This is a genomic window from Roseburia sp. AF42-8 (assembly GCF_003435965.1).
GTDB classification, from domain to species: Bacteria; Bacillota; Clostridia; order Lachnospirales; family Lachnospiraceae; genus Roseburia_C; species Roseburia_C amylophila.
The window spans coordinates 16,767-29,695 of record NZ_QTVB01000031.1 but is presented as its reverse complement, the minus strand read 5'-3'; the positions used below and the strand labels follow the sequence as shown (position 1 = coordinate 29,695).

Below are 12,929 nucleotides of genomic sequence, written 5' to 3'. Positions count from 1 at the left end.
TTATTTTGTATTTCTTCATTTAATCCAAATTTATACGATTCACAAACTACTTGTTTTAAAATGTCCGCTTTTATATTTATCAATATTGACCAGTCAAAAGTTGTATATGTTTTAATTTCATCAAGTAATGGCTGATATATTTGATTTTTGCGTTCAACAGCCATTGATGATTGTTTTTTTCCTTTAATCACACCACCAAACCATCCGCCTATACCACCTATAGCAAGCAGTATTGTTCCTGACACAATATCTTTTAAAACTTCATTCCAATCCATTGTTTTTGCCTCCTGAATTCAAAGCACACACTTTCTTTGTCACTAGACAATTAGCAAATATCCCCTTTTACAATTCTACCAACACATCTTCATCAAAATAATAAATATTCTCTTTCTTATACCCATATTTTGAATCAGGAAATGCTATATGTGGCTCAAAAGTAAAATAATTCATCGCTACAAGTTTCGCCTTATTTCCTTTTTCAATATAAATTCTGTCACTCTTAACTTTCGCAATGGAATGTCCTAGATTACCCATAAAATCAAGATTCACAAATCCGTTTTCAACTATGAACTCATTCATATGATAATATAGTTCTTCAAAAGTGGTTTCTTTTGTAACAAACCGAAATAATTCTGCATGTAGCTTTTCTTCCATTTGCAAACCACTTTTCCACTCTTGGTTCTGAATTAACTCTATATCATCTACAACCTCACCATTTTCTACAATAATAGTTCTAGCATAATCTCCCCAGATATTACCTACCTGTGGGCTTAAATCAATTGTTATAATATCATTATTTTCTATAATTTTATCCGAAGTTACATATTGCTTTCCAAATACGGAAACCGTTGTTTCATCTCCTGCAAATACAAATGCACCAACATCCCAATACCAGAAAGAGTCTGCACCTAACTCCATCAGTTTTTCCTCACATAGCTTTCGAATATCAAATAACTTCATACCCGGCTTAATAATCATTTTTATATATGCTATAGTCTGTTTTGCAGTCTGCTGTATCTGACTATAAGATTGCTTTTGTATTTGCAGATATTTTTCAATCAACTTTGGTTGTATCAATGGATAAGTCCAATTTTCTGGTAATTCATCCATAAGTACCACCTTCTCCATCTCGCAATGAAGTTCACCTGAAAATTCTCTTATTTCTGCAAAACATAATAATCCAAATGATTCCTCTCCGTTTTCATTTATACTGTTCTTACCTGTGACAGAATATACACATAGCTGTTCTATATCAAACTTAACGGCACCTGTTTCTTCTTGAAGTTCTCTTTTAGCAGTCTCTAAAATATCTTCCCCTCCTTCACGATGTCCACCCGGAACTTCATATGTATCGCGTTCTTTATGTTTACACATTACCCACTTCCCATTACTCTGTGAAATAATCACTGCAAACTTCAATAAATCGTCATCAACTGTATCATAAAAATTCACTTCTAACATATCACCTTTCTCCTTCCCACTCTGCCATGAATTCCTCAAGATAGGATTCCATGATAGATTGTCTATGCCAAGCTTTCTTCTTTGCAGCATCCGTATTCATCATATCCTTTAGCAATAGTAACTTTTCGTAAAAATGATTAATGCTTGTAGAATTTTGATTTTGCTGATACTTTTTTTTACTCATATTAACCAAAGGTTTTATCTCCGGATCATAAATCTTTCTACCTTTTCTACCACCATAAGCAAATGCTCTTGCAATTCCAATTGCTCCGATTACATCCAGCCTGTCCGCATCCTGCACGCATTTACCTTCTATCGTACTTGGCACAACTGAATCGTTTCCTGCAAATGATACTTCCTCTATAATCTTACACACAGTTTCAATAATTTCATTATCCACGCCGTTGCCTTTCATAAAATTAACTGCCTTTCTCTTCGAAACATAAGTTTCCGGTGAAAGCTTGGCATCATCTACATCGTGTAATAATGCTGCTAACTGCACAATCTGCATATCCGCATTTTCCTGCTTTGCAATTTCTACCGCCAACCGATAAACCCTAATGGTATGATGGTAGTCATATCCACTGGAATCAGCAGCAAATATTTGTTTCACATATGTTATAGCATTTTCTATCATAATACCTGTCTCCAATATCATCGCACCCTTCTTTGATATAAAAATCTTGTAATACCAACCAAAAACATTCCATCTATATGTGAATAATATCCATAATAAATCATTTAATCTATACTGTTACAGAATTCCTCGATTTCTTCTCTCCTGCACTCCAAATCTTCCTTATATTCCACCGAACACAAACCAAGTCTATCACAACATTCAATTTCCATATGTCCATAAAAATGTTCTATGGTTGCAATAATCCTCTCACATTCCTTCATTCCCGGTCCAGTTCTTAATGCGATAACATATCCCTTCTTACCACTACTTATCTTGGCATGCGGTTCATGTGTGTTACACCACGGAGTGCATCTATCAATAAAAGATTTAAATTGTCCTGGTACATCTGCCCAATACGATGGAGAGACAGATATAACAATATCAGCCCATTCATATTGCTCAATTATCCTATCAACATCATCATTCTGAACACATTTTGCTGTATTATGACAAGTTCTACATCCTTTGCAATATTTTATATCATAATCATCAATACATATGTTTTTAACATCATGTTTCTTTTCCAGACAAGCAGTAACTATATTAACAGTTTCTGCTGTTGCTCCATTTCTTACAGGACTACAATTCATTATCAATACTTTCATTTTGACCTCCGTTTTCATGTACCACTTTTTTATATGATATCACAGAATCACTACATCATCAATAACAATCGCAACTTCTTGCGATTGTTTCCTAGTTTCCATTATATAATTCGGGTGCATAAAATGAATCGGGGATATGCAGAGGAATCACCTTTCTCTGTCCCTATTCCATATTTTATCTTCCGCCTTACCTTTATCAACATCTCTGCTAATTGCTTCATCATAAATCCTCTGGAACTCCTCATAAAGCTCATCCCCATCCAGCTTTATTACAAGTTTTTTCATCACATCCGAAAACAACTTTATGCTTCCACTAATATCAGCAATATCAAATCCGAATATACCAGCCTTAACAGAATTACTGACATTCTCATAACCACCAAGCTCTGATATTCTCCTGATAATCCAGCCAACTTTATCCACAGGTTCTTTTTCTTTAGGTTCCACTAATTTACTTTTACCTGTTACATCAGTAATATCTTCATCCATTCTTGCCATATTCACATCAGACACAGTATGAATATCTGACATTACAGGTATATCATTCTGAATATTGTTAGAATTCATCACCTCAACATTTATATCCGGCTCAACAACAACTCCCGCTCCTTTCTCAACCGCAGTATTCTCTTCCATCTCCGGTATCTCAACATCCCTGTCAGCAACAATCTCCTCATTCTCCGACACTGCATAATATGCCGTATACAAATCTTCTTTCACAATGCTATCAGCAAGCTGCAACTGTCTCTTAAGCTCCCTTTTCTCCTGCTTCAGCTCGTCCAGTTCTTCCTGCACTTCCACATGCCACATCTGATATTCACGATACTGCTCATCCGTCTTAATATTCCGTTTCCGACTAGAACTTTCTCTGTATATCTCCTTCTGCCTGTCCTCAATCTGCTGAATCCTATCTTCTTTCTCACTTATGAAATCCACAAGCTCCACAATACTTTTGATGTCATTATTCACAAGCAGCAGATATTCGTCCTGTAACCGATGAAATCTCTTCAACTCCTCTGCATACTTTGCTCCACCAACTACAAAACGCTTCTGTTCTACAACCCTTAATCTGTATAGCTTGCCTCTAACGCAATCTGTGATATGCCTTGCTTCCTCGCATCTTTTATCAATAAATCCAATGTATGATATGCAATTCCCTGTCTACGATATTCCGGATTGGTATACATATTCATGATATAAGCCTTTTTGCCTGTTGGGTTATGATATGTCGGCATAACCTGATAAAAGCTGACTCCACCTGCACCGATAAACTTTCCGTTATCATATACCAAATATGCAATATGCTCTCCAGTTTTCAATGCATATCTATAATATGCATATGATTCCTTCTCTACCAGAGACATATCCACATCATCTGACAATTTATTAGCTGCACGCAGGACAATTATTCTCGTTCTTACTAATTCATCAACATCTTTCATTGTTGCTTTCTTATATTCAAATCTTTTTATATGATCGTATGTGCAGCCACCCAATGATTCGTCAACCATCTCTGTTACATTCTTGTCAACACGCACACTTCTTCTTTTTAACTCTACTGACATAAAGCACTCTCCCCTTGTCTTATCTATTCTGCCCATCCCTTATAAATGGTTCCTTGATTTCTTTACGTAACAACTGACTATATGCTTCTACCTTACGAAATGTGTTTCCTAACATTTCCCGACTCCTGTATTCTCTAATAGCTTCCATATCAAACTCCGCATAAAAAATCCCCTCAGTTTTATCATCAGCCAGCAAAACTGTGTTATCAACACATTTTCCATTTCTATCCCAGCAAATTGGACTATATGCGCAGGAACATCCAGCATTATCTCCATTCGGATTTGCCATAGCGACTGCAACCATATTTTCATAAGCTCTTGTGGAAAGTGCTCTGATTCTTGGTTGCATGGAACCACAATCATTTGGCACCAGAATAACTTCAGCTCCTTTTAACATCAGTATTCTTGCACTTTCTGGGAACTCTCTGTCATAACAAATCATAATACCTAATTGTATTCCTTCAAAATCACACACCTTAAATTCTTTCCCTGATTCAACATCTCTTTCATCTGCGAAATCACAGGTATGCACCTTAGAGTATTTCATCAATATATTGCCCGATTTATTGATAACAAAGGCTGAGTTCTGTGGCTGCTTACTACCTTTTGTAAACGCAGTAAGTACTACGCCTATTTTATATTTTTTAGCATTCTCACATATTTTGGCAATTCTTATATCATTATCTGCAATGCTTTTTTCATATGACATAGGCAAATCATATCCTGTAATAAAACATTCTGGCAACAATAGAATATCTGCATGGTTTTCCGAAGCCTCTTCCATTGCCATAATGATAGTTTCAATATTCTTATCTATTTGTTCATTAATAGAACGTTTTTGTAGTATAGCAACCTTGAACATTCACTTTCCCTCCTATAAATAATTCAAAATGTCAGATAAGTTATTAACTTCAATATCGGCTTTTTCACTCTCGTCCATTACAGTCCACAAACTTCCAAATCCCTGTTTTATCCATATCGTTTTCATTCCTAACTGTTTTGCTGGTACAATATCATTATCAATGCGGTCACCAATCATTACAGCATTTTCCGGCTTACAGCCACTTCTTTCCAAAGCAATTTCAAATATACGTCTGTCCGGTTTTGATACACCTTCTTCTGCTGATGCAATGACTAAATCAATATATTTTCGCACTCCGAGATTTTCTAATCTTTCAGAAGTTCCTAATGGTTGGTTTGCAATTATACCAATTTCATAATTTCTGCTTAACCTTTTCAGGCAATTTTCAGAATCTGTATACAGCTTTTCATATTGTGATTCCCATTTAGGTAGTTCTATCCCCAATTGTTTTGCTATCTCTAAATCACCTTTTTTATTTCTCCTGTATAATGATATCGCATGTTCATAAATTTGTTGCGGAGTTATACCAGATAATTCAGCTATTTTTTTCATCCTATCTTCATAAACTCTACTTTCATCAACCAGCGTCGAACCAACATCAAAAAATAACCATTTTATTTCATCCTTCTTAGGCAAAAATCCTCTTTGTCTCGCTTCTTCTAGCAGTCTTGGTTGAATTTCCGGATATGTCCAATTAAGCGGTAGTTCATTCATAATTGCTATTTTCTCTATCTCACTATGTAAATCTTTTTCAAACGTATGTATCTCCGCGAAAAATAACTTTCCAAAGGTTTCTTTCCCATTAAAGTTGTCTGGCGCCGTCACAGAATAAATACATATCGGATTTATCTCAAAATTAATGGCTCCTGTTTCCTCATACAATTCTCTCTTTGCTGTTTCAAGAATATCCTCACCTTGTTCTCTATGTCCTCCCGGCACTTCCCATGTACTTCTTTCTCTATGCTTGCAGAATACCCATTTTCCATTATGTTTTGCAATAATAACTGCAAACTTCAGCATTGAATCATTAATACTATCATAAAAATTCACTTTCGTCATATAATGCTCCTTATTAGATTTCATCTATTTTCTTGCCATTATTGCTCTCACAAATAGAGCCAAACTAGAGCCATTTGATAAAACAAATGCCGGAAACCCGCATAAATACAGGCTTTCGGCATTTCTGTCCGTTATTCGAACTCGGCGTGTTCTTTGCTGTTATTAACTGTATTTGTTTAAGTTTTCTACAAACACACGCCATTTTTTACTTCAATTACATCATTTATTCTGGCTTGCTGATTTTCCGTTGCCAAAATGTTGCCACCACTATCTCTTTAGTCAAATAGCGACATCTGTGTATATTCTTCCTCCGTAGTTTCTTGATATTTTAAGATTTCAACCAATTTATCCAAGAACCCTTTTTGACCTTTAAATATTTTCTTTTTGGCTTCTTCAATAGCAAACCATTGCGCTCTATCATTTTCTGGAAATTTTTGAATTTTTCCAGATTTAGGAGGCCACTCCATTTCAAACAAATTACTTTTTACTTTATCTACATCAATTTCCATCTCTACTGCAAAAATCGTAATAAGTTTCTTACTCGGCTGTTTAATTGTTCCAAGTTCTAATAGATCTTTTTGGATCTTACAACCTGTTTCTTCTTCAAACTCTCTTTTTGCTGTATTCAAAATGGTTTCATCGGTTTCTTGCAAGCCTTTGGGTATCGACCATGCAGCCTCATCTTTTTTCGCCCAAAATGGTCCACCCGGATGAGCTAACATAACTTTTAGTTTCCCATCAACATATTTATAAGCTAATATACCACCACTATGCTCTACCATTGATATTTTACCTCCACGTTCAATTTAACGGCAATTCATCCCACAGTATTCCGTCATCAATTAATTTATAATAACTTTGTTTAAGTGTTTCATAAAAAATACCACTATTATTTTGTATCTCAAATGCAAAACTCTTTCGCATCCCAACATCATAGGGTTTCGTTTCAATCTGAATTGTTCCATTTTCAGTATCACCGTCTAATATTATTGCACTCCCAAAAGGCAATGTTTGATGAACCTTGATAACAAGACGGTCTTGTTCATCTTTCTTTAAAGAGTTTCTAAAATTTACTAGCGTTTTTATAGCACTGATTGTATTTTCTTGTAATGTTTTTTCAGATTGTTTAAACAAAGGCATTATTGTTCTATATAATTCATCATTATATGGATTTAGCAATGATATTACTACTCTAAAATTCTTATTATGTTTTAATTTTATTTTAAATACTCTACAAATATCATCAACCGGTATTCCTGTTGCCAAAGTAATACTTACCATGCAAATACTTTCTGTTGCTCCGTTTATGTACTTGTCTATTGACGATGCATGCTTTCGATATTTACTATAGTCATCTCTCGAAGAATAAAATGCACTAAGTCCTATTGTATAAATTTGCTCGATTACATCTTCTGAAATCACTTTTTTAGTTATCTTATTTTTATTTATGACATTTCGAATTTTGTTAATTGAAGGGCCAAGCGCAGCTTTTAAATTTCCATCTTTTCTTTTTGCATTATATTTTAGCATTGTTATCCCAGCCAAGTCTGTTGGCAAATGAATTTTTTCATCACCATCAGGAATTATAATAAAACAATTTTTTTGTCCTATCGCTCCCATAAACAAACCCAATTCCAATATCACATTATCCCGTACAATTTCTTCCTCCTTCCCCCTGATTTTAGCTGTATCATCTATTGAAAAAACAAAAATACCATAATCGGTAATTTTTAACCTTTCAATTAAATCAGGAATAGTATATGAGGACGGATCAAAAACTCCCTGATCCCAAACTGTACACTCTGCATTATATTCTAACAATTCTTGAGCCGCATAAGCAACATCCAGTCCCTCTACTGAAGATGCAATAAAAATCTGAGGTTTATCTTTTGTCATATCTATCCCTCCTTTGTCCTTTTCCAAGAACTTTCTTTTATTATATCCTCAACAAGTATTTGTGGCAACAAAAAATCTTTTTCAATACTAATAATTACGCCAAAATAAGTAATGGCAGATAATCAATAGACCTCCTGCCATATAAAATACTCTGTATAAAATTTTCAATTATTCAAACTCGGCGTGTCTCTCGTTGCCATTAACTGCATTTGTTTAAGTTTTATGCAAATACACGCCGCTTTTTACTTCAATTACATCAATTATTCTGGCTTGCTGATTTTCCGTGCCAGAATGTTGCCACTCAATCTAAAACTTTAGGGCAATAATCCTAAAAGATTATTGCCCCAAACATAACATTACACAACAATTATCAAAATACAATCTTATCTAGTAATGCATAACCATATAGCTAACTTACCTAACAAATATAGTATATCCAGTTTTCATCAAAAAGTCAACTAATATTTAAGGCTGAAGCCAATAACTGTCTGGACGAGCAATTAGCCTTGCATTATTATATGCCATTTCCGTTGTGAGGCATGTATGTCCATAATAGACTGTTCCATCATCACTCAGAGATAAAACCAAAGCTAAATCTGGTTTATCTGGATTCGTTAAGTATAAAGGAGCTAACAATTGAATTTTGTCATTATATAATTGCGGAACAACCGTTTTATAATTAGCTTCTATACGCTTCTTAACTGACCTGATAGCCCCATCAATTAAATTCTGGCAAAACTCTTTACCATTAGCACGTAACTGTTCAGGTATTCTCAAAAAATTTTCCTCGTCATACAATATATGATCCCACTGTGGAATGATGTCTAACTTAATATCATATATTAACGCACTTGGATCATCAAAATAACTTGCTCTCTGCAAATCTAATGCAGCAGAATTAGGAATATCTGTAAATTTTATCGTGTAACTATTGTAAAACGCAGTAAATCTCCACTCTTGAAATCCAGCTATCGGATTTTTAATGCAATAAAAGTAAATTGGCTGCCATGTCTTATCATATAATCCTGTATTAAAACATCCCACTTTATCATCCATATAAATATACTTTTGCTTATCACTGTCAGGAACTTCTTCTCGTTCTTTCCACAATTTTTCAAAAGTAAAATACAGATAATTTTTCAAGATACCAAAATCTTCTTTTCCTGCATAACTCCATTTTTCAGCCGGTAAATCATTCGTTGCCAACATTTGCAATCTATTTGTAAAAAATTCATAATTGCCCAAAAAACTCCAATCCTTAAGACGCATATATTTTTCTCCATTCAAAATAAAATCAGCTTAGTCTATCGCAACCATTTCTACATCCTTATTATAGCAAATCCTCGCAGATTAACAACCTATTTTTGAAATGTTACGCAATAGAATCCCATTTTCGGAGATTTAGATATAAAATATCGCAACACCTTTTATCATCTCTGAAATCCTTTGAAAAATAAGGCTTTCAGAACGCCTAATGCGTAACATTCTGCCCCAGCCCCATTTCCTTTATCACTTGCTTTGCACTATCCGCTTTATTACTGGGTACAATAATTGCAATCCTATCATCAATACCTCTGCCCATGCCATAACGTACAGACGCAAATCCGGCGTCTCCTAAATCCTGTCCGTATGCCATAATACCGTTATCTTTCAATGTACTTATTATCATTTCCGCCTGCATATTTCCGTCTGCTATAAATACATTTACAGGCTGTTGCTCTTTAACCAGTACAGCCTCATTATCTGGCATACTTTTTTCTCTTCTTTTATGATTGATACAAGCCAGTATTCTCAATACCCCAAAACCAACTATAGCAATTCCCACAAAAAATATAAGTGCGCTATGAACCGCTTGAGACGTTGTTGCACCTAATCTGATATAGCAAATAACCAATGCTACCGCAAATACTCCGGCACATATCACAGATATCAACGCATCTGTAAATGGCGTACTTTTGAATCTGGAACCTGTCTCCCAAACTCCATTATAGGTCATCACTCCAATATAAGCTGCTCCACCAACAAGCAAAACAGCAGTTTCTCCTGCCACAATCGCCAATTCTCCCACCATGAGAAGCTGAATGATTATCACAGCCGCACAAATAGCAAAGGTTAGACCAAATGCAATATTTCCGGCTTTTGTTACCCTCTCTTTTTCCAGTTTGTTATAGTCTGACACTTTAGATAATGTTTCTCTCAATTCTTTATCCATATTCTCGCTTTTCCTTTCTCCGTCCAAAATTTCTTTCACTTCTACATTATAGAACTCCGCCATTTTGATAAGGATACTTAAATCTGGCATATTAGTTCCTGTTTCCCACCGAGAGATCGTTCTTCCCGATACAAGAAGAATTTCTGCAAGCTCTTCTTGTGTTAATCCTCGTTCTTTACGAAGCACCTTTAAAAATTCTCCTATCTTTTTCGTATCCATTCTTTTCCCCTCCTTTCACTTGCACATTACCATAAATGTCAACAGCAAAACACGACACAAAGCGAGAAATGCCCTATTTTCGCCATTAGACACGATTGTCTAATTAAATTTTCTTGTATTGCAAGGTCATTTTACCAGATACTCGCTCAATTATCCATGTTATTTTAAATAACAAATAGCAAATCCCCACCAGCCAGTCAAGAGTAAACTGAACGGCTACGCCGCTCTTGACTAACTGGCGGGGATTCACTCCATGGCAGCTAAGAGGGCTTTAAGCAGCCCTCCGCCTGTTAGCGGGCTTCCCGATTATGTTTTCTCTTTGCAGCCCGTTTCTGCTCGGCTTCTATCTGTTCCTGTTGCTTTGCCCGGTTAATGACAGCATTTACTTGTTCAGAGCCGACCACCGCCTTCACACGTTCAAAATCTGCCGCCACTATTCTTAGTTCCCGATTTTCCTCCAAGACTACTTCCAACCTGTTTGTCAGCCGCTCGTTTCCTCTCCGTTCCCTGTTATATGCCGCTTGCAGCTTTGTAAACTTATTTGAAATATCCAGATATGCTGAATAAACAGAGCGCATGACTTGTACGATTTTCTTTACCAGCGGTTTTGCTTTCTTCTCCCGATACGACTTTGCAGATTCCATAACCGCTGCTTCTGGAAGTGTCTGCTCCGGATCTGCGGAAAAGTCTGCCGCCAGCTTCTCCATGTTCTTTACCATAGGAGCAAGTTCATTCATGCGCTTCTGGTATTTGTCCGCCTGTTTCTGCGCTTTCTCTGCTTCCTGCCGGGACTCCTGTAAATCTTCCTGTAAGGAACGAATCTCATCATCAACCTGTAACAACTGTTCATGCAAATCTTCGTTGATTTCTTGAAAAGTAGCGTTTTCTTCCTGTAATTCCACTTTTCTCGCTTCCAATTCTGCGACTTCCTTTGCCCGTTCCTTTTTCTCAAAATCCAAGACAGTTAAATGCTTCTCATGTGTGCCTTTCTTCTCCCACTCAATTCCATGTTCCAGCATGACAGCGGCAAGCTGTTCTTTCTCATAAGACACCCACTGATTTAATTCCGTTTCCCGTCTTGTTCCGCCTTTAAATCCGAGAGCAGATAACGCCTGTTTCAGAGAAACTCTTGTATCAAGCCCTCGCTTGCTTCCTGTCGTATACGGTATAAAATCTATATGCAAGTGGGGCGTTGCTTCGTCCATGTGAAGATAGGCAGCAAATACTCTTAAAGTGGGATTGCGCTGCCGGAAACCTTGCATATATTCATCAAGCACCTTTGCCGCAAGCTGTCCGTCCTCTGTTTTCGCCCCCATATTGTCCTTATCGCCTATCTGCACAATGATTTCATGGAATGGCTTTTCCTGCTTGCCGGAACGAATTTTCTCATAATAATCGTCAATCCGGCGGTCACTTCTGGTCTGCTTCTCATTGTACCGGGTGAGTGCTTCATCAAACAATTCGTGATATACATCCTTAACGTTTTCGTTGCAGTATTCCACGTTCAGACAGCTTCTCTCCGGGTCAGTATTCTTTGCATGGAATTTTCTGCTGTTATGGTTGACAGAGCCTTTTCCTGTCATAAAACTGATTGTTCGCTTCAATCAATATCCTTTCTCCCTGTCCGGGTAATCAGCGCCGGATACGGCGCATAGGCTTTGTTACTTTCGCCGAAAGTAACGCAAAAGCACTTTTGACAGCCGTTCCGTCCATCAAAAGCTGCCTTTGCGCTCTGCCGAGGGCTTTTCCGCCCTACGGACGGGACGGCTGTTCCCGCCGCTTTGCTTCCGCCGCCATAGCTTTTCGGATAGCCGAAAGTACGTTTTCTACCGTACATTCCTCCCACCCAGCAAGCCATACCAGCGTCTGCATTTCTGCCGCAGTCAGTTCCACATCTCCAAAGATTTCATTGAGTGCGGCAATCCTCCGGGCTTCACTTTCGTAAAAATATTTGTTCACGTTCCGAGTTCCCCAGTCCGGCTGAATTATCATCAAATCACACCTTTCTCGTTGTCTGATATCCACAGGAGCGTGACACGCTCCTGTCTGTTATCATCAAAGGAAAACTACCAGCGAAAGCTGTCCGGCACTCCACGTTTTTCCAGATATTCCTGCCTGGCTTTTTCCCGTTCTTCCTGTGTGGGCGCAGTCTTATATTTCGCATATAATTCATGGCGCACCAGCGAATCCAATTTTTGTTCCAACCCCTGCCGGATTTCATTCAGACAATCATTATCTTCCATTAGATGATAGCAGAGCAGAGATACAAATAACTCATAAGGGATTTGCACGTTTTTCATCACTTCATCCTTTCTGCGTCGGTTTGCGTCGATAGCGTCGATATTTTCTATAGCAGCCTACTGTAAAAAAT

The 12,929-nt window shown here is 37.0% G+C and carries 14 protein-coding genes and 1 pseudogene; all 15 read right to left on the bottom strand.

The features are described from left to right. Positions 1 to 275 (bottom strand): hypothetical protein (locus tag DW059_RS11655; protein ID WP_147326053.1); only part of this gene is annotated, 275 nt, incomplete at its 3' end. 67 nt (positions 276 to 342) lie between these two features. Continuing rightward, positions 343 to 1,461, bottom strand: a complete 1,119-nt coding sequence (locus DW059_RS11650) for a M24 family metallopeptidase (protein ID WP_117698916.1) — start codon at positions 1,459 to 1,461, stop codon at positions 343 to 345. Between the two features lies 1 nt (position 1,462). Next, positions 1,463 to 2,098 (bottom strand): HD domain-containing protein, encoded by a 636-nt coding sequence (locus DW059_RS11645; protein ID WP_199534348.1) that lies wholly within the window; start codon positions 2,096 to 2,098, stop codon positions 1,463 to 1,465. 104 nt (positions 2,099 to 2,202) lie between these two features. Continuing rightward, entirely contained in the window at positions 2,203 to 2,763 is a 561-nt protein-coding gene (locus DW059_RS11640; protein WP_117698914.1) for a flavodoxin family protein, read from the bottom strand. Positions 2,764 to 2,892: 129 nt separating this feature from the next. Continuing rightward, positions 2,893 to 3,825, bottom strand: a pseudogene (locus DW059_RS11635) (relaxase/mobilization nuclease domain-containing protein); the annotation flags it as partial. Next, a complete protein-coding gene (locus DW059_RS11630) occupies positions 3,810 to 4,256 on the bottom strand; it encodes a GNAT family N-acetyltransferase (RefSeq protein ID WP_117698919.1) in 447 nt (148 codons plus the stop codon). The gene DW059_RS11630 and the pseudogene DW059_RS11635, both read right to left, overlap by 16 nt. A gap of 73 nt (positions 4,257 to 4,329) precedes the next feature. Continuing rightward, complete coding sequence (locus DW059_RS11625; RefSeq protein WP_117698913.1) at positions 4,330 to 5,172, bottom strand: carbon-nitrogen hydrolase family protein; 843 nt, start codon at positions 5,170 to 5,172, stop codon at positions 4,330 to 4,332. 12 nt (positions 5,173 to 5,184) lie between these two features. After that, a complete protein-coding gene (locus DW059_RS11620; RefSeq protein ID WP_117698912.1) occupies positions 5,185 to 6,231 on the bottom strand; it encodes an HAD-IA family hydrolase in 1,047 nt (348 codons plus the stop codon). A 275-nt stretch (positions 6,232 to 6,506) separates the two neighbouring features. Further along, a complete protein-coding gene (locus DW059_RS11615; RefSeq protein ID WP_117698911.1) occupies positions 6,507 to 7,013 on the bottom strand; it encodes an NUDIX domain-containing protein in 507 nt (168 codons plus the stop codon). Between the two features lie 19 nt (positions 7,014 to 7,032). Next, complete coding sequence (locus DW059_RS11610; protein WP_117698910.1) at positions 7,033 to 8,127, bottom strand: TIR domain-containing protein; 1,095 nt, start codon at positions 8,125 to 8,127, stop codon at positions 7,033 to 7,035. A 465-nt stretch (positions 8,128 to 8,592) separates the two neighbouring features. Then, the gene (locus tag DW059_RS11605) at positions 8,593 to 9,396 is read right to left on the bottom strand and encodes a DUF3825 domain-containing protein (RefSeq protein ID WP_242986228.1); all 804 of its coding nucleotides are present in this window, start codon (positions 9,394 to 9,396) and stop codon (positions 8,593 to 8,595) included. Positions 9,397 to 9,598: 202 nt separating this feature from the next. Then, positions 9,599 to 10,558, bottom strand: coding sequence for a helix-turn-helix domain-containing protein (locus DW059_RS11600; RefSeq protein WP_117698909.1), 960 nt, complete (start codon positions 10,556 to 10,558; stop codon positions 9,599 to 9,601). A gap of 290 nt (positions 10,559 to 10,848) precedes the next feature. Beyond that, positions 10,849 to 12,141 (bottom strand): plasmid recombination protein, encoded by a 1,293-nt coding sequence (locus DW059_RS11595; RefSeq protein WP_117698908.1) that lies wholly within the window; start codon positions 12,139 to 12,141, stop codon positions 10,849 to 10,851. A 169-nt stretch (positions 12,142 to 12,310) separates the two neighbouring features. Further along, positions 12,311 to 12,550 (bottom strand): hypothetical protein, encoded by a 240-nt coding sequence (locus DW059_RS11590; RefSeq protein ID WP_117698907.1) that lies wholly within the window; start codon positions 12,548 to 12,550, stop codon positions 12,311 to 12,313. A gap of 74 nt (positions 12,551 to 12,624) precedes the next feature. After that, positions 12,625 to 12,858: a complexin-2 gene (locus DW059_RS11585; protein ID WP_117698906.1), complete on the bottom strand. Its 234-nt coding sequence runs from the start codon at positions 12,856 to 12,858 to the stop codon at positions 12,625 to 12,627. Positions 12,859 to 12,929 lie beyond the last annotated feature (71 nt).

Coding starts and splice junctions, on each gene's coding strand:
- DW059_RS11650 (WP_117698916.1), bottom strand. CDS start 1,461: ATGTTAGAAGTGAATTTTTATGATACAGTTGATGACGATTTATTGAAG.
- DW059_RS11645 (WP_199534348.1), bottom strand. CDS start 2,098: ATGATAGAAAATGCTATAACATATGTGAAACAAATATTTGCTGCTGAT.
- DW059_RS11640 (WP_117698914.1), bottom strand. CDS start 2,763: ATGAAAACGGAGGTCAAAATGAAAGTATTGATAATGAATTGTAGTCCT.
- DW059_RS11630 (WP_117698919.1), bottom strand. CDS start 4,256: ATGGTTGACGAATCATTGGGTGGCTGCACATACGATCATATAAAAAGA.
- DW059_RS11625 (WP_117698913.1), bottom strand. CDS start 5,172: ATGTTCAAGGTTGCTATACTACAAAAACGTTCTATTAATGAACAAATA.
- DW059_RS11620 (WP_117698912.1), bottom strand. CDS start 6,231: ATGACGAAAGTGAATTTTTATGATAGTATTAATGATTCAATGCTGAAG.
- DW059_RS11615 (WP_117698911.1), bottom strand. CDS start 7,013: ATGGTAGAGCATAGTGGTGGTATATTAGCTTATAAATATGTTGATGGG.
- DW059_RS11610 (WP_117698910.1), bottom strand. CDS start 8,127: ATGACAAAAGATAAACCTCAGATTTTTATTGCATCTTCAGTAGAGGGA.
- DW059_RS11605 (WP_242986228.1), bottom strand. CDS start 9,396: ATGCGTCTTAAGGATTGGAGTTTTTTGGGCAATTATGAATTTTTTACA.
- DW059_RS11600 (WP_117698909.1), bottom strand. CDS start 10,558: ATGGATACGAAAAAGATAGGAGAATTTTTAAAGGTGCTTCGTAAAGAA.
- DW059_RS11595 (WP_117698908.1), bottom strand. CDS start 12,141: ATGACAGGAAAAGGCTCTGTCAACCATAACAGCAGAAAATTCCATGCA.
- DW059_RS11590 (WP_117698907.1), bottom strand. CDS start 12,550: ATGATAATTCAGCCGGACTGGGGAACTCGGAACGTGAACAAATATTTT.
- DW059_RS11585 (WP_117698906.1), bottom strand. CDS start 12,858: ATGAAAAACGTGCAAATCCCTTATGAGTTATTTGTATCTCTGCTCTGC.